The sequence below is a fragment of the Nocardioides terrigena genome, from assembly GCF_003047265.1.
Lineage (GTDB): Bacteria > Actinomycetota > Actinomycetes > Propionibacteriales > Nocardioidaceae > Nocardioides > Nocardioides terrigena.
Genome location: NZ_PZYY01000012.1, coordinates 24,871 through 45,089, shown reverse-complemented (window position 1 = coordinate 45,089; position 20,219 = coordinate 24,871). Strand labels below are relative to the sequence as shown.

Sequence of the window (20,219 nt, the reverse complement as noted above, 5' to 3'; positions counted from 1 at the left end):
CCCTGACCGTACCTCCACAGGCTGTGGAAGTCTATGTGGATAACTGTGGAAGTTTCGGATACCTCATTCGTGACCCGTGTCCGGGCGTGCGCCGGGCAGGTCCTTCCGGAGGTGCACGTCGGCCTCCCCGACCCGGGGCACGTCCTCCCACCGGGCGAACTCGACGTACCCGTGCCGCTCGTAGAAGGCGGGCGCCTGGAAGGTGAACGACGTGACGAACACGTGCGTGCACCCGCGGCGCAGCGCCTCGGCCTCGAAGTCGGTCAGCAGGCGCGCCCCGAGGCCCGCGGCCCGGGCGTCGGCGCGCACCCACGTCATCGCGATCCCGGCCGCCACGCCCCACGTCCAGCCGCTGATCCCGGCAGCCAGCGCGCCGGCGTCGTCGGTGATCCGCACCGTCAGCTCCTCGGCGGCGTCGATCCCGGGGGTGGCTGCGGCGTTGACGACGTCGAGCTCGTCGGAGAGGCGTGCGTCGAGGTCGGCGTCGGCGGTGCCGACCGTGCTGGTCCAGGTGGTGGGCATGGCCGTGATCGTGCCACGGGTGGGGGACGGGACCGGACGGACGCGGGGCGACCGGCCGATAGGCTGCGCCCGTGACTGAGATCGAGATCGGCCGAGCCAAGCGCGCCCGTCGCGCCTACTCCTTCGACGACATCGCGATCGTGCCCTCGCGGCGCACCCGCGACCCCGAGGAGATCAGCACCGCCTGGCAGATCGACGCCTACCGGTTCGACCTGCCCGTGCTGGCGGCACCCATGGACTCGGTGATGTCCCCGGCCACCGCGATCGCCTTCGGCAGGCTCGGCGGCCTCGGCGTGCTCAACCTCGAGGGGCTCTGGACGCGGTACGACGACCCGTCCGACCTGCTCGAGGAGGTCGCGGGCCTGACGGGCAGCGACGCCACCCGGCGGATGCAGGAGATCTACGCCGAGCCGATCCGCGCCGAGCTGATCACGGCGCGCCTCAACGAGATGCGCGACGCCGGCGTCACCGTCGCCGGCTCCCTGTCGCCGCAGCGGACCAAGGAGTTCGCCAAGGCCGTGGTCGACGCCGGTGTCGACATGTTCGTCATCCGCGGCACCACGGTGAGCGCCGAGCACGTCTCCTCGCAGAGCGAGCCGCTCAACCTCAAGGAGTTCATCTACGAGCTCGACGTCCCGGTCGTCGTGGGTGGCTGCGCGACCCACCAGGCCGCCCTGCACCTCATGCGGACTGGGGCGGCCGGCGTCCTCGTGGGCTTCGGCGGTGGTGCCGCCCACACGACCCGCACCGTGCTGGGCATCGCGGTGCCCATGGCGTCGGCCGTCGCCGACGTCGCCGCGGCCCGCCGCGACTACCTCGACGAGTCGGGCGGTCGCTACGTGCACGTCATCGCCGACGGCTCGATCGGACGCTCGGGCGACGTCGCCAAGGCCATCGCCTGCGGCGCCGACGCGGTGATGGTCGGCTCGCCGCTGGCCCGGGCCACCGACGCCCCCGGCCGCGGGTTCCACTGGGGCGGAGAGGCGCACCACCCCGACCTGCCGCGTGGCCAGCGCGTCGAGTTCGGCCCCGTGGGGTCGATGGAGGAGATCCTCTTCGGCCCCTCCCGCGTCGCCGACGGCACGATGAACCTCATCGGTGCCCTGCGCCGGTCGATGGCCACGACGGGCTACACCGACCTCAAGGAGTTCCAGCGGGTCGAGGTCGTCGTCGGGGGCTGACCTGCCTGCCCGGGCGCCTGCCAGACTGGCGCCATGACCTACCAGCTCAGTCCCGACCACCGCACCGCGGCGCTCGACGCGATGGTGTCCGGCGAGCTCGACGTGCTGGTGGTGGGTGGCGGGATCGTGGGCGCCGGCGCGGCCCTCGACGCGGTGACCCGCGGGCTCAGCGTCGGACTGCTGGAGCAGCGCGACCTCGCCTCGGGCACGTCCTCGCGCAGCTCCAAGCTCGTGCACGGTGGCCTGCGCTACCTGGAGATGTTCGACTTCGGCCTGGTCAAGGAGGCGCTCGAGGAGCGCGGCCTGCTGCTCACCCGGCTCGCGCCCCACCTGGTCCGCCCGGTGCCCTTCCTCTATCCGTTGAAGAAGGCCTGGGAGCGGCCGTACGTCGGCTCCGGTGTCGCGCTCTACGACGCCATGGCGATGACCGGCAAGTACGACATGGGCGTGCCGAAGCACAAGCACCTCTTCCGCAAGCAGCTGGCCAGGATGGCGCCCGACATCCGCACCGAGGAGCTGCACGGCGCGATCCGCTACTACGACTGCCAGGTCGACGACGCCCGCCTCGTCATGACCATCGCCCGCACGGCCGCCAACAACGGCGCCCACATCGCCACCCGGACCAAGGTCACGGGCTTCCTGCGCGAGGGCAACCGGGTGGTGGGCGTGACGGCCCGCGACCTCGAGAACGACGTCGACCTCGAGGTGCGGGCCCGGGTGGTCATCAACGCCGCCGGGGTCTGGACCGACGAGGTGCAGGAGCTCATCGGCGGCGACGCGACCCTCGACGTGGACGCCAGCAAGGGCGTGCACCTCGTCGTGCCCCGCGACCGCATCCGCTCCGAGTGCGGCTTCATCACCAAGACCGAGAAGTCGGTGCTCTTCGTCATCCCGTGGGGCGCCTTCTGGATCATCGGCACCACCGACACCCCGTGGGACCTCGACCTCGCCCACCCGGCGGCCAGCCGCCAGGACATCGACTACCTGCTCGGCCACGTCAACGCCCTGCTGCGCGACCCGCTCGACCACCGTGACGTGGTCGGCGTCTACGCCGGCCTGCGGCCGCTCCTCAAGCCGGTGGTGCGCAAGGGCGAGCAGGGCGAGACGACCAAGCTCTCCCGCGAGCACACCGTCGCCAACCCCGTGCCCGGCCTGGTGCTCGTCGCCGGCGGCAAGCTCACGACGTACCGCGTGATGGCACGCGACGCCGTCGACCACGCCATCCGCGACGTGCCGGGTGCCCTGCCGAGCATCACCGAGCGCGTGCCGCTGCTCGGGGCCTGGGGCTACGAGGCGCGCACCAACCAGCGGGTGGCCCTCTCGCGCGAGTCGGGCATCGAGATCGGCATGGTCGACCACCTCCTCGGCCGGTACGGCGGGCTGGTCGACGAGGTGCTGGAGCTGGTCCGCGAGCGCCCCGAGCTGGCCGAGCCACTCACCGGTGCACCGCTCTACCTCGCCGCCGAGGTCGTCTACGCGGTCAGCCACGAGGGCGCACGGCACCTCGACGACGTGCTGACGCGGCGTACCCGCATCTCCATCGAGACCTTCGACCGCGGCGTCGCCAGTGCCCGTCCGGCCGCCGAGCTGATGGCCGACGTGCTCGGCTGGGACGCGGCGACCGTCGACGCCGAGGTCGACCACTACCTGCGGCGGGTCGAGGCCGAGCGCCAGTCCCAGCTCGAGCTCACCGACCAGGCGGCCGACGAGGCGCGGGTCAAGGCGCCGGACATCGTCTGAGCCGGCCGGCGCATGCGCTTGACAAATATGAGCCGAATGTCAAATAGCGGGACGATGTGACCAACGGGTAGCAAGGCCCGGGGGACCGGCCTACCCTCGGCCCATGAGCGAGCACACTCCTGCCTCCGACCCGCTGGTGGACGGCCCGCACGACCCCGAGCACGACCCGCGGGCGTCGTACGCACTCGAGCCCGACTACGTCGCCGGGCTCACCCGGCGCATCCTCAGCACCACCGGTCGCACTGTGCCGGTGGAGTCGCCGCTGGGCGGCCAGCCGCTCGCGCACATCCCGCAGTCGAGCACCGACGACGTGGCCGAGGCCTACGTCCGGGCCCGTCGCGCGCAGGCCGCCTGGGCGCGGACGTCGCTGGACGAGCGCGCGGCGATGCTGCTGCGCCTCCACGACCTCGTGCTCGACCGGCAGGACGAGATCATCGACCTGGTCGTGCTGGAGTCGGGCAAGGCCCGTAAGCACGCCTTCGACGAGCCGCTGCACATCGCCCTCACCGCCCGCTACTACGGACGCACGGCGCACCAGCACCTCGACACCGAGCGCAAGCTCGGCGTCGTCCCCGGCCTCACGCGCGTCGAGGTCAACCGGGTGCCCAAGGGCGTCGTCGGCATCATCTCGCCCTGGAACTACCCCTTCACGATGGCGCTGTGCGACGGGATCCCTGCCCTGCTCGCCGGCAACGCGGTGGTCGCCAAGCCCGACGCCCAGACGATGCTCTCGGCCCTGCTCGGGGCCCAGCTGCTCGAGGAGGCCGGCTTCCCGCCGGACCTGTGGCAGGTCGTGGCCGGGCCGGGACGCGAGCTCGGGACGCCGATCATCGACGGTGCCGACTACATCTGCTTCACCGGCTCCACGGCCACCGGCCGGCTGATCGCCGCGCAGTGCGCGGAGCGCCTGATCGGCTGCTCGCTCGAGCTCGGCGGCAAGAACCCCCTCCTGGTCCTCCGCGACGCCGACCTCGAGAAGGCCGCCGAGGGTGCGGTGCGGGCGTCCTTCTCCAACGCCGGCCAGCTGTGCGTGTCCATGGAGCGGATGTTCGTCGCCGACCAGGTCTACGACCGGTTCGTCGAGCGCTTCGTGGCCCGCACCGAGGCGATGACCCTCGGGGCCAGCCTGGAGTGGGGCGTCGACATGGGCTCCCTGGTGTCCCAGGCGCAGCTCGACACCGTGCAGGCCCACGTCGACGACGCCGTCGCCAAGGGCGCCCGCGTGCTGGCGGGCGGCCGGGCCCGGCCCGACCTGGGTCCCTACTTCTTCGAGCCGACGATCCTCGAGGGCGTCACCCCGGACATGACCTGCTTCGGCACCGAGACCTTCGGGCCGGTGATCTCCCTCTACCGCTTCCACGACGAGGCCGACGCGGTCGCGCGCGCCAACGCGGGGGAGTACGGCCTCAACGCCTCCATCTACACCCAGGACGGAGCACGTGGCCGCGAGATCGCGCGCCAGGTGAAGTGCGGCACCGTCAACATCAACGAGGCCTTCGGGGCGACCTTCGCCAGCATCGACTCCCCGATGGGCGGCATGCGCGAGTCCGGCATGGGACGTCGGCAGGGCAGTGAGGGCATCCACCGCTACACGGAGTCGCAGTCCGTCGCGACGCAGCGGCTGATCCGCTTCGCCCCGATGCTCGGCATGTCCGACGAGCGCTACGCCAAGGTCATGACCGCCCAGCTGCGGATGATGAAGAAGCTGGGGCGCGCGTGATGGGCGACGGCACCGACCGCGACTTCGACTACGACGTCCTCGTCATCGGCTCCGGCTTCGGCGGGTCCGTGTCGGCGCTGCGGCTCACCGAGAAGGGCTATCGGGTCGCCGTGCTCGAGGCCGGCGCCCGCTTCGAGGACGCCGACTTCGCCGCCACCAGCTTCGACGCGAAGCGCTACCTCTTCGCGCCGTCCGCCGGCTGCTACGGGATCCAGCGCATCGACATGGTCAGGGACTGCCTCATCCTCGCCGGCGCCGGCGTGGGCGGCGGTTCGCTCGTCTACGCCAACACCCTCTACGAGCCGCTGGACGCCTTCTACCGCGACCCGTCCTGGTCGCACATCACCGACTGGAAGACCGAGCTGGCGCCCTACTACGACCAGGCCAAGCGGATGCTCGGCGTCGTCGACAACCCCCTGCGTACGCCGAGCGACGAGGTGATGGAGCAGGTCGCCGTGGAGATGGGCGTGGGGGACACCTTCCACCCCGCCCCGGTGGGCGTCTTCTTCGGCCAGCAGCCCGGCATCGGCGGCGAGGCCGTCGCCGACCCCTACTTCGGTGGCGCCGGGCCGGACCGCAACCCCTGCACCGCGTGCGGGGAGTGCATGACCGGGTGCCGCCACAACGCCAAGAACACCCTGGTCAAGAACTACCTCCACCTCGCCGAGGAGGCCGGTGCCGTCGTGCACCCGCTCACCACGGTCACCCGCGTGCGTCCCCTCGACGGCGGCGGCTACCGGGTCGACACCCGGTGGACCAAGGCCAAGCTGTCGCGGCGTACGGCAACGAAGACCTTCACCGCCGAGCAGGTGATCTTCTCGGCGGCCGCGCTCGGCACCCAGAAGCTCCTCCACCAGCTCAAGGGCGAGGGCGACCTGCCGCACGTCAGCGACCGGCTCGGCAGCCTGACCCGTACCAACTCCGAGGCGATCCTGGGCGCGCTCGCGCCCGACGTGACCGTCGACTACAGCCAGGGCGTCGCCATCACGTCGTCGTTCCACCCGGACGCCGACACCCACATCGAGCCGGTCCGCTACGGCAAGGGCTCCAACTTCATGGCGCTCCTCCAGACCGTGCTGGCCGACGAGGTGGAGGGCCAGTCGCGGTGGAAGTCTTGGCTCAAGGAGCTGTGGACCCAGCGCCGCAGCGCCCTGGACCTCTACGACATGAAGCACTGGTCCGAGCGCACCGTCATCGCGCTGGTCATGCAGACCCTCGACAACTCGATCACCACCAAGGGCGTCAGGACCCCCTTCGGCTGGCGGCTGACGAGCACGCAGGGCCACGGCAAGCCCAATCCCACCTACATCCCGGTCGCGTACGACGCCGTCCGCCGGATGGCGGCGATCATCAAGGGCACGCCCGGCGGCAACGTCGGCGAGCCCTTCAACCGCCCGCTCACCGCCCACTTCATCGGCGGCTGCACCATCGGCGACTCCCCGCAGACCGGCGTCGTCGACGGCTACCAGCGGATGTACGGCCACGAGGGGCTGCACGTCGTCGACGGGTCGGCCGTCTCGGCCAACCTGGGCGTCAACCCCTCGCTCACCATCACCGCCCAGGCCGAGCGGGCGATGGCCTTCTGGCCCAACCGGGGCGAGCCCGACGAGCGTCCCGCGCTCGGATCGGCGTACGCCCGGATCCGACCGGTGGCACCCAAGAACCCGGTCGTCCCGGAGGCAGCGCCGGGTGCGCTGCGGCTGCCCATCGTGGGCGTCAGCTGACCTGCTCCAAGATTCTCGTGCCGGGGCGTAACCCGCCCCGGCAGGGCTCGTTGGCACGGATGACAGGTCCGGCAGTCATGCTCCCTCCCAGTTGGCCGGGCCCGTCAGTCCAGGCACTGTCACGCAGCGCGTGGACCATCAGGGCCCCGGTCATCCTCCCTCCCCGACCGGGGCCCTGAGTCACGTCCGAGTCACGTCCGGAGGAGGGGGCCGGACTCGGTACCCTTCGGGGGTGACCGACACCCCTGACCACGACCTCGTCCTCGTCGTCGACTTCGGCGCCCAGTACGCGCAGCTCATCGCCCGCCGGGTGCGCGAGGCGCGGGTCTACTCCGAGATCGTGCCGCACTCGATGCCCGTCGCCGAGATGCTCGCGCGCGGGCCCAAGGCGATCATCCTCAGCGGCGGTCCGTCGTCGGTCTACGCCGAGGGTGCGCCCGGCATCGACGACGCGGTCTTCACCTCGGGGGTCCCCGTCTTCGGCATGTGCTACGGCTTCCAGCTGATGGCCAAGGGCCTGGGCGGCGAGGTCGCCCACACCGGCGCCCGCGAGTACGGCCGCACGCCCGTGACGATCAGCGAGGGCGGCACCCTGCTGGCCGATCTGCCCGTGACCCACAACGTCTGGATGTCACACGGCGACTCGGTCAAGGCGGCTCCCGCGGGATTCACCGTCCTGGCCTCCACCACCGACACCCCGGTGGCGGCCTTCGAGGACACCGGCCGGGGTCTCGCAGGCGTCCAGTGGCACCCCGAGGTCCTGCACTCCGAGCACGGCCAGCAGGTGCTCGAGCACTTCCTGCACGAGATCGCCGGCTGCCGCCAGACCTGGACGATGGTCAACATCGTCGAGGAGCAGGTGGAGCGGATCCGCGAGCAGGTGGGCGAGCGGGGCCGGGCGATATGCGCGCTCTCCGGCGGCGTCGACTCCGCCGTGGCCGCAGCGATCGTGCAGCGCGCCATCGGCGACCGTCTCACCTGCGTGTACGTCGACCACGGGATGATGCGCAAGGGCGAGACCGAGCAGGTCCGCCGCGACTTCGAGGAGGTCTTCGACGCCCTCGACGTCGTCGACGCCGCCGACCAGTTCCTGGGCGCGCTGGCCGGGGTCCACGACCCCGAGGAGAAGCGCAAGATCATCGGGCGCGAGTTCATCCGGACCTTCGAGGCCGCCGAGGTGCGGGTCTTCGGCGCGTTGTCCGACGAGGACCGCGGCGACACGGCGTACCTCGTCCAGGGCACCCTCTACCCCGACGTGGTGGAGTCCGGCGGCGGCGCCGGGACGTCGACGATCAAGTCGCACCACAACGTCGGCGGCCTGCCGGAGGACCTCCAGTTCGAGCTGATCGAGCCGCTGCGGACCCTCTTCAAGGACGAGGTGCGCGCGGTCGGCGAGCAGCTCGGCCTGCCGTCGACCATGGTGTGGCGCCAGCCCTTCCCCGGCCCGGGCCTGGGCATCCGGATCATCGGCGAGGTCACCGAGGAGCGCCTCGACCTGCTCCGCGAGGCCGACGCCATCGCCCGCGAGGAGCTCACCCGGGCAGGCCTCGATCGCGACATCTGGCAGATGCCGGTGGTCCTGCTCGCCGAGGTTCGCTCGGTCGGTGTCCAGGGTGACGGCCGCACCTACGGCCACCCCGTGGTGCTGCGCCCGGTCACGTCCGAGGACGCGATGACCGCCGACTGGGCGCGCCTGCCCTACGAGGTCATGGAGCGGATCTCGACCCGGATCACCAACGAGGTGGCCGAGATCAACCGCGTCACCCTCGACATCACGTCCAAGCCGCCGGGCACCATCGAGTGGGAGTAGTCCCTGCGTGACCGGACCCCCGACGGCGTGTGCGTCGAGGGTCCGGTCAGCGGGGGCAACGGTGGATCAGGTCTCGATCGGACGCAGCACGCGGTTGATGCCGTGGACGATCTGACGGTTGCCCTTGTTGATGTCGGGGACCTTCACGGCCGGGTCCCAGTCGTCGTGGTCCTGGTCGACGAGCAGGACCTTGGTCCTCTTGCCGGAACCCGTGACCTTCACCTCGATGGTGCCGCCCTGGGCCGTGGTCAACTCGGCGCCGTCGGCCTTGACCGCCTTGGCCGCGGTGATGGTGGCGCCGGGGACGACGTGGTAGAGCAGCACCGTCTCGATGGTCTCGAGGCCGAGGTTCTTCGCCAGCCAGGCCACCACGCGGTCCTCCCGGGTGAGCTGCTTGCCGCTGAGGTCCTTCACGAGGATGCGGAACGCCTTGTCCCTGGGTGCGAAGGCGGTGAGCCTGGTGCTGCCGTCGGCCAGCACGCCCACCGCGGAGTCCGGGTTGTCGGACAGCACGGCGCTCACCGCGGCATCCAGGATGTCGAAGTCCTTCCAGTTGCGGTCGAAGCCGCTGCCGTCCGCGGCCAGCACCTCGGCCACACTGGTGGTGCCGAGCGCCTGCGCCGCCTGTGCGGGGGTGGCGGCCAGGCTGGCGGCCGCCAGGGCGAGGAGGCTCGTCGTGCCGATCAGTGCATTCTTCATGGGGTTTCCTTTCGTGGGTTGGGTCACGCGTACACAGCCCGCAGGACGGAGCGGGGCGAGTGCCCCGGGTCCCCGTCGTCGGACTCCAGGCTGACGTCGATCGCCGAGTACGACGCCAGCAAGATCGGGGACACCTCGAAGGAGACGGTGCCGTCGGGACCGACCTGGCCGAGTGGCAGCATCTTGTTGGTGACGGGGTCCAGCAGCCAGGCGTAGTAGAACGTGCCGGGCTCGAGGGGCCGCAGGTCCTGGGTGACGATCCGCATCACCGCGACGGTCCCGGTCTCGGTCATGGAGACGGTGCCGCTGCCCGAGCCCTCCACCGGTGCGAGGGTGACCGTACGGGTGTCCCCGGACGGCGGTTCCGGGGAGGCGCTGGGTGCAGGGTCGGCCACCGGAGGGCTGCCCTGCTCGCCGCCCGTGAGGTACCCCCCGGTCCAGACGATCCCGGCCACGGTCGCGGCGGCGACCCCGAGGACCAGCCGCCTGCGCCGCTGCCGGTGCCGCCACGGCTTCAGGTCCGGTGCCGGCGGCAGGGAGACCTCGGCGGCGCCCGCTGCCGCGATCGGGGCGACGGGCCCGAGGGCGCGCGCACTGCTCGCGAGGAGCGCGTGTCCGGTCGCGGTGTCCGCCAGCTCGGCCCGGCAGGGCTCACAGCGGTCCAAGTGGTCGGCTGCGTCGAGAACCTCGACATTGGTGAGCTCTCCGCGCAGGAGGGCCAAGAGGTCCGGGTGGGTCGGCGAGCTGGTCACCGGTCACCTCCGTTCTCGCGCATCACGATGGCCAGCCGTCGGGTTCCGCGGGCCGCCCGGGCCTTCACGGTCCCGATCGGCACCGCGAGTCGTTCGGCGATCTCGCGCTGGGTGAGGTCCTGGTAGTACGCGAGGTGCAGCACCTCGCGCTCGTGCTCGGGCAGCTCGCGCAGGGCCACCTGTACGTCCGCCGCGTCGGCCAGCCGCGAGACGGTGTCGCGACCGTCCTCCCCGACCAGGTCACGCACGGACTGGACGTCCACCACCGGGTGGCGACGAGCCCGCAGGCTGTCGACCGCTCGTCTGCGGGCGATGATGAACAGCCAGGTGGAGAACCGGTGCGAGCTGTCGTAGCGATCCGCGTGACGCCATACGTCCAGGAAGGTCCGCTGCAGGACGTCCTCGGCCTCGTCAGGCCCGACGTGGCGCCGGAGGTAGGACAGGACGCTGGGACCGTAGAGGGCGTAGGCGTCCTCCAGCGCGGCCTCGTCGTGCTGGGCGAGGCGGAGCCCGAGGTCCTGTCCGTGGTCCACACGAGTACTTCGTTCTCCACCCCCTGTGCGGTTGCACCCGGATAGAGATTTCCACCAGGTGGAAGACATTTCCCCCGTCGAGGGGGCACCCCGGGGCGTCTGTCCCTAGATTGGGTGGTCCGTCGCACCTCGGGAGGCCCTTCCTTGTACTCGCCCAAGCCGCTGCACGACCTCATCGAGCCGTCCTGGCTCCACCACCTCCTCGTCGCGCGCCCGCCGGTCACCTGATGGCGCGCGCGATCCACCACTGGGACCTCTGGGTCGGCGACGCGGCGGTCGCGACCGACGAGTGGGGGTGGCTGTTCGGCGAGCTGGGATGGGCCGCCGACGGGTCGTCCTGGATGGCCGACGACGGGACCTACGTCTTCCTCGAGCGGTCGCCCGACCAGGTCGACGCGGCGTACGACCGGATGCGCCCGGGGGTCAACCACCTGGCGTTCGTCGTGGAGGACCGGGCGCTGCTCGACCGGATCCGGGCGGAGTCGAGCGCCCACGGCTGGCACGAGATGTTCGCCGACCGCTACCCGCACGCCGGCGGTGACGACCACACGGCGCTCTACCTGGAGAACTCCGAGGGCTTCGAGGTCGAGCTGGTCGTGGGGGACTGAAAGGAGCAGCGGCCGTCGGTCGCCCGCACTAGGGTGCGGGCATGAGGGGCGCACGGGCGGTCACCGGGGTCGACCTCGACCGGCTCGCCGACGAGCTCGACGAGCGGCTCGGGGCGGCCGATGCCGCCCTGGCCGGCAGCTACCCGGGGCCGCGGCCGGGCCGGCAGCCCGTGCACACGGTCTACGTCCCGGCCGACCGCTTCCGCGTCGGCCTCGTCCCGGCGTACGGCGCGGGGGCGCTGCGCGCGGTCGACGAGCACCCGGACCTCTTCCTCGAGGTGCTCGACGGCGACCGCGCACTGGTGGGGCGCGTGCGCGACAAGCTGGCCCGCGAGCCGGTCGAGGACCTGCGCATCGACTTCGAGGACGGCTACGGCACCCGCTCCGAGGAGGAGGAGGACGACGCGGTCCGGGCGAGCGCGATCGCCCTGCGCCGATCGATCGCCGACGGCACCGCCCCGGCCGGCCACGGGATCCGGTTCAAGAGCTTCGAGGCCCCCACCCGGCGGCGCGGGCTGCGCACCCTGGGGCTCTTCCTGGCCGACCTCGCCCACGGTGGCCAGCTCCCGGACGGCTTCGTCGTCACCCTGCCCAAGGTGACCTCGGTCGACCAGGTCGAGGCGCTCGTGCACGCATCCCGGGGGCTGGAGGACGGGCTGGGCCTCGTGGCCGGCTCGCTCCGCTTCGAGATCCAGGTCGAGACGCCGCAGGCGGTCCTCGGCCCCGACGGCACAGCCCTCGTGGCCCGGATGATCCACGCGTCGGAGGGGCGCTGCACGGGCCTCCACTACGGCACCTACGACTACTCCGCCTCCTGCGGCATCGCGGCCGCCCACCAGAGCCTCGAGCACCCCGCCGCCGACCACGCCAAGGCCGTCATGCAGGTGGCCGCCGCCGGGACGGGCGTGCGCCTCTCCGACGGGTCCACCAACGTCCTCCCGGTGGGTGGGCGCGACGCCGTCCGCGACGCGTGGCGCAACCACCTGCGCCTGGTCCGCAGGTCGCTGGAGCGCGGCTACTACCAAGGTTGGGACCTGCACCCGGCACAGCTGCCGACCCGGTACGCCGCGACATTCGCGTTCTACCGCGGCGGGCTGGAGGCCGCGGGGGCGCGGCTGCGCAACTACGTCGAGCGGCAGGCCTCCGGGATCCTCGACGAACCGGCGACCGCACGGGCCCTCGCCGACTTCGTGCTCCGCGGCCTCGACTGCGCAGCGGTCTCGTCGGACGAGGCCACCACCGCGAGCGGCCTCGACGCGCGAGCGCTGGCCGGCATCGCGCACCGCACCACCACGAGGGAGGGCTGAGCAGATGGGGATCGTCCTGGGACCCAACAGGTACGGCAAGGCGGAGTGCCGCGTCGTCCGGATCGTGCGCGACACCCCCCGGCACGAGATCCGCGACCTCAACGTCTCCACCTCGCTGCGCGGAGATTTCACCGCCGCCCACGAGGCCGGCGACCAGTCGCAGGTGCTCCCGACCGACACGCAGAAGAACACCGCGTTCGCCTACGCGAAGAAGCACGGCGTCACCTCGCCCGAGGACTACGCGCTCGCCCTCGCCCGGCGCCTGCTGGAGGCGACGCCGGCTGCGACCGGCGCGCTCATCCGGGTCGAGGAGTACGCCTGGGACCGGATCCCGGTCGGCGGGGCAGGACACGACCACGCGTTCGTACGCCGCGGCGGCGAGGTCCGCACCACTGCGGTCGACCTGTCCTCCGAGGGAGCCCACGTCGTCTCCGGGCTCACCGACCTGGTCGTGCTCAAGTCGACCGGCTCGGAGTTCACGGGTTTCCTGGTCGACGAGTACACCACGCTCCCCGAGGCCGAGGACCGCATCCTCGCCACCTCGCTCACCGCCACGTGGCGCTACAGCGACCGGGGCGCCGTCGCGTGGAACCGGACGTACGACGAGGTGCGGGCGCTACTGCTCGCCACCTTCGCGACTACGTACAGCCGCGCCCTCCAGGAGACGCTGTACGCCATGGGACGCGCGGTGCTCGAGGCGCATGGGGGGATCGAGGAGATCTCGTTCGCCGCCCCCAACAAGCACCACTTCCTCGTGGACCTCGAGGCGTTCGGCCTCGACAACCCCGGGGAGGTCTTCATCGCCGCAGACCGGCCCTACGGGCTGATCGAGGCGACCGTGGTCCGCGAGGAGGACTGATGAGCGTGACCCGTGCCGGTCTCCAGGCCTTCAACGCGATGGAGCGCGACGAGGCCTACCGCCTGGCCCGGACTTGGCTCGACGTGCCGCGCTGGGCCGACTTCCTCGCCGTCACGCGCCCCTTCGACGACATCGGCGAGCTCGAGGCCACGATGGTGTCCGCCTCGGCCACAATCTCCGACCGTGAACTCGAGCAGGCACTGGCCCGGCACCCGCGGATCGGAGAGCGTGCCGATGCAGCCAAGCACGACGCCGAGCACTCCACCCGCGAGCAGGCCGGCGTGGACCGGGGCGACGACGACTTGGCCCGACGGCTCGAGGAGGGCAACCGGGCCTACGAGGAGCGCTTCGGGCGCGTCTTCATCGTGCGCGCGGCCGGGCGCAGCGGGAGCGACATCCTCGAGCACCTGCGGCTCCGGCTCGACACCACCGACGAGGTGGAGCGCGCCTCGACGATCGACCAGCTGACCCAGATCGCGGTCCTGCGCATGAGAGAGGCGTTGTCCTGATGGCCACCCTGAGCACGCACGTCCTCGACACGAGCCGGGGACTCCCCGCGGTCGGCCTGCGCATCGCCCTGGAGTCCGCCGCCGGGAGCCTGCTGGCCGAGGCGGTCACCGACGCCGACGGCCGGGCCGGCGACCTCGCACCCGGCGAGCTGGGTGCAGGCACCTACCGGCTGCGCTTCGACACCGCTGCCTGGTTCGGCGCGCACGGGGTCGAGGGGTTCTACCCCGAGGTGGTCGTCGCCTTTGACCTCGCCGGCGACGAGCACTCCCACGTCCCGCTGCTCCTGAGCCCATTCGGCTACTCGACCTACCGTGGCAGCTGAGACCCTGCTCCGCGCCCGGCGTGCGGTCGTTGGGGACCACGAGACGGCGGTCGCCGTGCGCATCCGCGACGGCGTCATCACCGACCTGTCGTCGTACGACGTGGACGCCGGCGGCGCGGACGTCGTCGTGCTGGCCGACGACGAGATGCTGCTCCCCGGGCTCGTCGACACGCACGTGCACGTCAACGAGCCGGGACGCACCGAGTGGGAGGGGTTCGCCAGCGCCACCCTCGCCGCGGCCGCCGGCGGGGTGACCACGATCGTGGACATGCCGCTCAACAGCATCCCGCCGACCACCACGCTTGCGGGACTCGAGGCGAAGCGGGCGGTGGCACGGGGCCAGGTGTTCGTGGACGTCGGGTTCTGGGGCGGGGCGGTGCCCGGCAACGTGCCCGACCTGGCACGCCTGCACGCCGCCGGCGTCTTCGGGTTCAAGTGCTTCCTGCTCGACTCGGGGGTGGAGGAGTTCCCGCACCTCGACGCCGCGGGGCTCGCCGCGGCGATGGCCGAGACGGCCCGGCTCGGTTCGCTGCTGCTCGTGCACGCCGAGGACGGCGACGCGATCGCGCCGTGCGACCACGGGACGTCGTACGCCGGCTTCCTCGCGAGCCGCCCGGATGTCGCCGAGGAGCGGGCCGTCGCCCTGGTCGTCGAGACGGCCCGCCGCACCGGCTGCCGGGCCCACGTCGTCCACCTGAGCGCGTTCGGTGCCGTGCCGGCCCTGCGCGCCGCCCGCGAGGAGGGCGTCGACGTGTCTGTCGAGACCTGCCCGCACTACCTGTCGCTCGACGCCGAGTCGATCCCCGACGGGGCCACCGAGCTCAAGTGCTGCCCGCCGATCCGCGGCGCCGCCAACCGCGATGCACTGTGGAGGGCGCTCGAGGAGGGGTCGATCGACTTCGTGGTCACCGACCACTCGCCGAGCACGGTCGAGCTCAAGGGTCTGGGGGACGGCGACTTCGCCCGGGCCTGGGGCGGCATCGCCTCCCTGCAGCTCGGGCTGCCCATCGTGTGGACGGCGGCCCGCGAGCGCGGGCTGGGACTGGTCGACGTGGCCCGCTGGATGTCGACGGCACCGGCTGCGCGGGTGGGCCTGGCGGGCAAGGGCGGGATCCGGGTCGGCGCGGATGCCGACCTGTGCGCCTTCGCCCCCGACGAGGAGCTCGTGGTCGACGTGCGCCGCCTGCACCACAAGAACCCGGTGTCGGCCTACGCCGGGCGTACGCTCACCGGCACCGTCCGCCGGACCTGGCTGCGCGGCGTACCGATCGACCTGGCCGCCGCGCCGCGCGGACGGCTGCTGAGGAGGGGTGCTGGATGAGCGCCGGTGTCGCATGAGCTACTGGGTGCCGCGAGGCGGCCTGCCCACGCAGACCGAGCTGACGACCGACCGGGCCGTCTTCACCGACGCGTACGCCGTGCTCCCGCGGGGCACGATGCGCGACATCGTGGCCAGCCGGCTGCCGCTGTGGGACCGCACCCGGCTGTGGGTGCTGGCCCGTCCGCTGACGGGCTTCGCCGAGACCTTCGCCTGGTACGTCGTCGAGGTGGCGCCCGGGGGAGGGAGCGAGCAGCCCCGGCCGGTGGGCCAGGAGGCCGAGGAGGCGGTGCTCTTCGTGGTCGACGGGACGGTCTCCCTCGAGGTCGACGGCATCGCCCACCGGGTCGGGGCCGGCGGCTACGCCTACCTCTCGGCCCAGTCCCACTGGGTGCTCCGCAACCGGGGCGACGCCACCGCCACCTTCCACTGGATCCGCAAGGCCTACGAACGCGTCGAGGGAGTAGACGCTCCCGCGTCGTTCGTCACCCACGAGGCGGACGTCGCGATCCAGCCGATGCCCGACACCCGCGGGGCCTGGGGGACGCAACGGTTCGTGGACCCCGACGACGTACGGCACGACATGCACGTCAACATCGTCACCTTCGAGCCGGGCGGCACGATCCCCTTCCCCGAGACCCATGTGATGGAGCACGGCCTCTACGTCCTGGAGGGCAAGGCGGTCTACCTGCTCAACCAGGACTGGGTCGAGGTGCAGGCCGGGGACTTCATGTGGCTGCGCGCGTTCTGCCCCCAGGCCTGCTACGCGGGAGGTCCGGGACGGTTTCGCTACCTGCTCTACAAGGACGTCAACCGGCATCCGCGACTCCGCCTCGGATCGTGACCACGCAGGCGTAGATTCCAGAGGGGGAGGGACATGTCGGATCCGCACGTCATCGTCAACGGGCAGCCGCGCCCGATCTCCGGGCTGCCCGTGCACACGAGTGCGCTCGACCTCGTGCGTGGCCTCGGGCTCACCGGGGCCAAGGAGGGCTGCGCCGAGGGGGAGTGCGGGGCCTGCGCCGTGCTGGTGCTGCGGCCCGAGGGCGACGCGAGCCGGTGGACGCCCGTCAACGCGTGCCTGGTGCCGGCCGCGGCCCTCGACGGCCAGGAGGTGGTCACCGCCGAGGGGCTCGGCAGCCCGGCGCACCTCCACCCGGTGCAGTCCGAGCTCGCCGTGCGGGGCGGGTCGCAGTGCGGCTACTGCACGCCGGGCTTCGTCTGCTCGATGGCCGCGGAGTACTACCGGCCGGACCGCGACGAGGGCTTCGACGTGCACGCGCTGAGCGGCAACCTGTGCCGCTGCACCGGCTACCGCCCGATCCGCGACGCCGCCGACGCGCTGGGCGTCCCGCCCGCCGACGACGTGCTGGCGCAGCGCCAGCAGCGGCCGGCACCGCCGCCCGCGACGACCCGCATCGACGGGTTCGCCCGTCCCGCCGACCTCGCCGAGGCCCTCGAGCTGCTGGGCCGGCACCCCGACGCCACGGTCGTGGCGGGGGCCACCGACCTCGGCGTGGAGGCCAACCTGCGCGGTCGCCGCCCGTCGTACGTGATCGCGATCGACCGCCTGCCCGAGCTCCGGGAGGTCTCGACCGACGGCACCATCGAGATCGGCGCGGCCCTCACCCTCAGCGAGGCGGAGGCGGCGCTGGCCGGCGCCGTGCCGCTCCTCGACGAGGTGTGGCCGCAGTTCGCCTCGCCCCTGATCCGCAACGGAGCCACGATCGGCGGCAACCTCGCCACGGCGTCCCCGATCGGCGACCTGCCCCCGGTGTTGCTGGCCCTGGACGCGTCCGTCGTTCTGGTCTCCGCCGAGGGCGAGTGCGAGGTGCCGCTGGCCGACTACTTCACCGGCTACCGCGAGACCGTCCGCCGCCCTGGCGAGCTGGTCCGCTCGGTGCGCATCCCACGGCCGCTCGCCGGCCTGGTCGCGTTCCACAAGGTCGCCAAGCGGCGGTACGACGACATCTCCAGCGTCGCGGTCGGGTTCGCCCTCGACGTGGTCGACGGCAGCGTCGTCCGGGCGCGGATCGGGCTGGGCGGGATCGCCGCGACGCCGGTACGGGCACTGGCGACGGAGGCCGCCCTCGAGGGACGGCCGTGGCGCAGCGAGACCGTCGAGGCCGCCGCCGAGGTGATGCGCGGCGAGGGCACGCCGATCGACGACCAGCGCGCCAGCGGGGCCTACCGCTCGGCGATGCTCGGCAACGCGCTGCGTCGGTTGTGGGTGGAGAGGTCGACGAGGTCGGCGGGGGAGGTGCAGCGATGAGTGTCGGCGCCGCCCTGCCGCACGAGAGCGCCGCCCTGCACGTCACCGGGCACGCGCTCTACACCGACGACCTGGTGCAACGCACGCGCGACGTCCTGCATGCGCACCCGGTGTGCTCCCCGCACGCCCACGCCCGGGTGACCCGCCTCGACCCGGCGGCCGCGCTGGAGGTCGACGGCGTGGTCCGCGTGCTCACCGGCGGCGACGTCCCCGGCGTCAACGACGCCGGGGTCAAGCACGACGAGCCGCTCTTCCCCGACGAGGTGATGTTCGTCGGGCACGCCGTCTGCTGGGTGCTGGGGGAGACCCTGGAGGCCGCGCGACTCGGGGCCGCCGCGGTCGAGGTGGACTACGAGGCCCTGCCCTCGATCATCGCGCTGACCGAGGCGATCGAGGCCGGGAGCTTCCAGGGCGGCCGCCCCGTCGTCAGCCGCGGCGACACCGTGAGCGGCCTCGCGGGTGCCGCCCATGTGTTCAGCGGGACGACGGAGATGGCGGGCCAGGAGCACTTCTACCTCGAGACGCATGCCGCGCTGGCGCTGGTTGACGAGAGTGGCCAGGTGTTCGTGCAGAGCAGCACGCAACACCCGTCCGAGACGCAGGAGATCGTGGCCCACGTGCTCGGCCTGCACGACCACGAGGTCACCGTGCAGTGCCTGCGGATGGGCGGCGGGTTCGGCGGCAAGGAGATGCAGCCGCACGGGTTCGCCGCGGTCGCCGCGCTGGGGGCCGCGCTCACCGGACGTCCGGTCCGGGTCCGGCTCAGCCGCGCCCAGGACATGACGATGACCGGCAAGCGCCACGGGTTCCACGCGCAGTGGCGGGTCGGCTTCGGCGACGACGGCCGGTTGCAGGCCCTCGAGGCCACCCTCACCTCCGACGGCGGGTGGAGCCTCGACCTCAGCGAGCCGGTGCTGGCCCGGGCGCTGTGCCACGTCGACAACGCCTATTGGATCCCGCACGTCCTCCTCCACGGCCGGGTCGCCCGCACCCACAAGACCTCGCAGACGGCGTTCCGCGGCTTCGGTGGACCGCAGGGGATGCTGGTGGTCGAGGACATCCTCGGCCGGAGCGCCCCGCTGCTCGGGATCGACCCGATCGACCTGCGCCGCCGCAACTTCTACGTCGAGGGCCAGACCACGCCGTACGGACAGCCGGTGCGACACCCCGGTCGCATCGTCGCCGCCTGGGACCGGGTGCTCGCGACCGGGCAGGTGGCGCGGCGGCGCGACGAGGTCGCCGCGTTCAACGCCACCCACCCGCACGCCAGGCGCGGGCTGGCACTGACGCCGGTGAAGTTCGGGATCTCGTTCAACTTCACCGCCTTCAACCAGGCCGGGGCGCTGGTGCACGTCTACAAGGACGGCTCGGTGCTGATCAACCACGGTGGCACCGAGATGGGTCAGGGGCTGCACACCAAGATGCTGCAGGTCGCGGCGACGACCCTCGGCGTACCCCTCGAGCGGGTGCGGCTCGCGCCCACCCGGACCGACAAGGTGCCCAACACGTCCGCCACCGCCGCCAGCTCCGGCGCCGACCTCAACGGCGGCGCGGTCAAGCACGCGTGCGAGCAGGTCCTGGCGCGGCTCGTGGAGCTCGACGCCGGGCGGGGGCTGCCCTGGGAGGAGCTGGTCCGGGAGGCGTACTTCAGCCGGGTGCAGCTCTGGGCCGCCGGCTTCTACCGGACCGAGGGCATCCACTGGGACTCCACGGCGATGCAGGGGCACCCCTTCAAGTACTTCGCCTACGGCGTCGCCGCGACCGAGGTGGAGGTCGACGGCTTCACCGGGGCCTATTTCACCCGCCGGGTCGACATCGTGCACGACGTGGGCGACAGCCTCTCCCCGCTCGTCGACCTCGGCCAGGTCGAGGGCGGCTTCGTGCAGGGTGCGGGCTGGCTGACCCTCGAGGACCTGCGCTGGGACGAGTCCGACGGTCCCGGACGCGGCCGGCTCACGACGCAGTCCGCCAGCACCTACAAGCTGCCGAGCTTCGGCGAGCTGCCGGCGGAGCTGCACGTCGCCTTCCTCGAGCACGCCCACGAGGATGGTGTCGTCCACGGCTCCAAGGCCGTCGGCGAGCCACCCCTGATGCTGGCGCTGTCCGTGCGCGAGGCCCTGCGACAGGCGGCAGCGGCCTTCGGCCCGGCCGGCACCAGCGTGGACCTCCCCTCCCCGGCCACTCCCGAGGCGGTGTACTGGGCGGTCGAACGTGCGCGCGCGTCCGGCGCCGACCACGTCGTCCGGGGCACCCCCGGCATCGTCCCGGAGCGCCCGGACCCGGCTGCGCCCCTCCTGCATCCCCGGTCCGAGCAGGCGTCCCGCACCCCGGCGGAGGGCTGA

18 protein-coding genes are annotated in these 20,219 nt (G+C 72.3%); 14 read left to right on the top strand and 4 right to left on the bottom strand.

Translation table 11 applies throughout. From position 1 onward, the window contains the following. Positions 1–63 precede the first annotated feature (63 nt). Positions 64–522, bottom strand: a complete 459-nt coding sequence (locus tag DAE25_RS20540; protein ID WP_107767990.1) for a GNAT family N-acetyltransferase — start codon at positions 520–522, stop codon at positions 64–66. Positions 523–593: 71 nt separating this feature from the next. On the opposite strand from DAE25_RS20540, the gene DAE25_RS20535 reads away from it, so the two are divergent. The 5 genes from DAE25_RS20535 (at position 594) to guaA (ending at position 8,697) form a co-directional block, all read left to right on the top strand. Then, positions 594–1,703 (top strand): GuaB3 family IMP dehydrogenase-related protein, encoded by a 1,110-nt coding sequence (locus DAE25_RS20535; protein ID WP_056887211.1) that lies wholly within the window; start codon positions 594–596, stop codon positions 1,701–1,703. 33 nt (positions 1,704–1,736) lie between these two features. Next, entirely contained in the window at positions 1,737–3,443 is a 1,707-nt protein-coding gene (locus DAE25_RS20530) for a glycerol-3-phosphate dehydrogenase/oxidase (RefSeq protein WP_107767989.1), read from the top strand. A 103-nt stretch (positions 3,444–3,546) separates the two neighbouring features. Further along, on the top strand, positions 3,547–5,163 hold the full coding sequence (locus DAE25_RS20525) for a succinic semialdehyde dehydrogenase (protein WP_107767988.1): 1,617 nt from the start codon (positions 3,547–3,549) through the stop codon (positions 5,161–5,163). Continuing rightward, a complete protein-coding gene (locus tag DAE25_RS20520) occupies positions 5,163–6,887 on the top strand; it encodes a GMC oxidoreductase (RefSeq protein ID WP_107767987.1) in 1,725 nt (574 codons plus the stop codon). Before DAE25_RS20525 ends, DAE25_RS20520 begins: the two co-directional genes overlap by 1 nt. Before the next feature lie 232 nt (positions 6,888–7,119). After that, entirely contained in the window at positions 7,120–8,697 is a 1,578-nt protein-coding gene (guaA, locus tag DAE25_RS20515; protein WP_107767986.1) for a glutamine-hydrolyzing GMP synthase, read from the top strand. A gap of 66 nt (positions 8,698–8,763) precedes the next feature. Here the strand turns inward: guaA and DAE25_RS20510 are convergent, their stop codons facing one another. The 3 genes from DAE25_RS20510 to DAE25_RS20500 are packed head-to-tail and all read right to left on the bottom strand — an operon-like array spanning position 8,764 to position 10,681. Further along, positions 8,764–9,396: a fasciclin domain-containing protein gene (locus DAE25_RS20510; RefSeq protein WP_107767985.1), complete on the bottom strand. Its 633-nt coding sequence runs from the start codon at positions 9,394–9,396 to the stop codon at positions 8,764–8,766. A gap of 23 nt (positions 9,397–9,419) precedes the next feature. After that, complete coding sequence (locus tag DAE25_RS20505; protein WP_107767984.1) at positions 9,420–10,148, bottom strand: anti-sigma factor family protein; 729 nt, start codon at positions 10,146–10,148, stop codon at positions 9,420–9,422. Beyond that, positions 10,145–10,681 carry an RNA polymerase sigma factor gene (locus DAE25_RS20500; protein ID WP_199907703.1) on the bottom strand — a complete coding sequence of 179 codons (537 nt, stop codon included), beginning with the start codon at positions 10,679–10,681 and terminating at the stop codon, positions 10,145–10,147. Before DAE25_RS20500 ends, DAE25_RS20505 begins: the two co-directional genes overlap by 4 nt. A gap of 227 nt (positions 10,682–10,908) precedes the next feature. On the opposite strand from DAE25_RS20500, the gene DAE25_RS20495 reads away from it, so the two are divergent. From DAE25_RS20495 to DAE25_RS20455, 9 genes are read left to right on the top strand one after another with little or no spacing between them, the layout of a single operon-like run. Next, positions 10,909–11,289 carry a VOC family protein gene (locus DAE25_RS20495; protein WP_107767982.1) on the top strand — a complete coding sequence of 127 codons (381 nt, stop codon included), beginning with the start codon at positions 10,909–10,911 and terminating at the stop codon, positions 11,287–11,289. A 41-nt stretch (positions 11,290–11,330) separates the two neighbouring features. Next, positions 11,331–12,596 carry a DUF6986 family protein gene (locus tag DAE25_RS20490; RefSeq protein WP_107767981.1) on the top strand — a complete coding sequence of 422 codons (1,266 nt, stop codon included), beginning with the start codon at positions 11,331–11,333 and terminating at the stop codon, positions 12,594–12,596. 4 nt (positions 12,597–12,600) lie between these two features. After that, positions 12,601–13,455: a factor-independent urate hydroxylase gene (gene pucL, locus DAE25_RS20485; protein WP_107767980.1), complete on the top strand. Its 855-nt coding sequence runs from the start codon at positions 12,601–12,603 to the stop codon at positions 13,453–13,455. Further along, the gene (gene uraD / locus DAE25_RS20480; protein ID WP_107767979.1) at positions 13,455–13,964 is read left to right on the top strand and encodes a 2-oxo-4-hydroxy-4-carboxy-5-ureidoimidazoline decarboxylase; all 510 of its coding nucleotides are present in this window, start codon (positions 13,455–13,457) and stop codon (positions 13,962–13,964) included. Before pucL ends, uraD begins: the two co-directional genes overlap by 1 nt. Further along, positions 13,964–14,287, top strand: a complete 324-nt coding sequence (gene uraH, locus DAE25_RS20475; RefSeq protein WP_107767978.1) for a hydroxyisourate hydrolase — start codon at positions 13,964–13,966, stop codon at positions 14,285–14,287. The genes uraD and uraH overlap by 1 nt, the downstream gene beginning before the upstream one ends. Continuing rightward, positions 14,277–15,608: an allantoinase AllB gene (allB, locus tag DAE25_RS20470; protein WP_107767977.1), complete on the top strand. Its 1,332-nt coding sequence runs from the start codon at positions 14,277–14,279 to the stop codon at positions 15,606–15,608. The genes uraH and allB overlap by 11 nt, the downstream gene beginning before the upstream one ends. 13 nt (positions 15,609–15,621) lie before the next feature. Then, entirely contained in the window at positions 15,622–16,449 is an 828-nt protein-coding gene (locus DAE25_RS20465; RefSeq protein ID WP_107767976.1) for a bifunctional allantoicase/(S)-ureidoglycine aminohydrolase, read from the top strand. Between the two features lie 33 nt (positions 16,450–16,482). Beyond that, positions 16,483–17,877, top strand: coding sequence for a xanthine dehydrogenase small subunit (locus tag DAE25_RS20460; protein WP_107767975.1), 1,395 nt, complete (start codon positions 16,483–16,485; stop codon positions 17,875–17,877). Next, a complete protein-coding gene (locus DAE25_RS20455; protein WP_107767974.1) occupies positions 17,874–20,219 on the top strand; it encodes a xanthine dehydrogenase molybdopterin binding subunit in 2,346 nt (781 codons plus the stop codon). The genes DAE25_RS20460 and DAE25_RS20455 overlap by 4 nt, the downstream gene beginning before the upstream one ends.

Bases quoted from the DNA above. Each gene is read 5' to 3' on its own strand.
- DAE25_RS20525 (WP_107767988.1), top strand. From the start codon at position 3,547: ATGAGCGAGCACACTCCTGCCTCCGACCCGCTGGTGGACGGCCCGCAC.
- pucL (WP_107767980.1), top strand. From the start codon at position 12,601: ATGGGGATCGTCCTGGGACCCAACAGGTACGGCAAGGCGGAGTGCCGC.
- DAE25_RS20510 (WP_107767985.1), bottom strand. From the start codon at position 9,396: ATGAAGAATGCACTGATCGGCACGACGAGCCTCCTCGCCCTGGCGGCC.
- DAE25_RS20495 (WP_107767982.1), top strand. From the start codon at position 10,909: ATGGCGCGCGCGATCCACCACTGGGACCTCTGGGTCGGCGACGCGGCG.
- uraD (WP_107767979.1), top strand. From the start codon at position 13,455: ATGAGCGTGACCCGTGCCGGTCTCCAGGCCTTCAACGCGATGGAGCGC.
- DAE25_RS20460 (WP_107767975.1), top strand. From the start codon at position 16,483: ATGTCGGATCCGCACGTCATCGTCAACGGGCAGCCGCGCCCGATCTCC.
- DAE25_RS20520 (WP_107767987.1), top strand. From the start codon at position 5,163: ATGGGCGACGGCACCGACCGCGACTTCGACTACGACGTCCTCGTCATC.
- DAE25_RS20530 (WP_107767989.1), top strand. From the start codon at position 1,737: ATGACCTACCAGCTCAGTCCCGACCACCGCACCGCGGCGCTCGACGCG.
- DAE25_RS20455 (WP_107767974.1), top strand. From the start codon at position 17,874: ATGAGTGTCGGCGCCGCCCTGCCGCACGAGAGCGCCGCCCTGCACGTC.
- DAE25_RS20490 (WP_107767981.1), top strand. From the start codon at position 11,331: ATGAGGGGCGCACGGGCGGTCACCGGGGTCGACCTCGACCGGCTCGCC.
- DAE25_RS20540 (WP_107767990.1), bottom strand. From the start codon at position 522: ATGCCCACCACCTGGACCAGCACGGTCGGCACCGCCGACGCCGACCTC.
- uraH (WP_107767978.1), top strand. From the start codon at position 13,964: ATGGCCACCCTGAGCACGCACGTCCTCGACACGAGCCGGGGACTCCCC.
- DAE25_RS20465 (WP_107767976.1), top strand. From the start codon at position 15,622: ATGAGCTACTGGGTGCCGCGAGGCGGCCTGCCCACGCAGACCGAGCTG.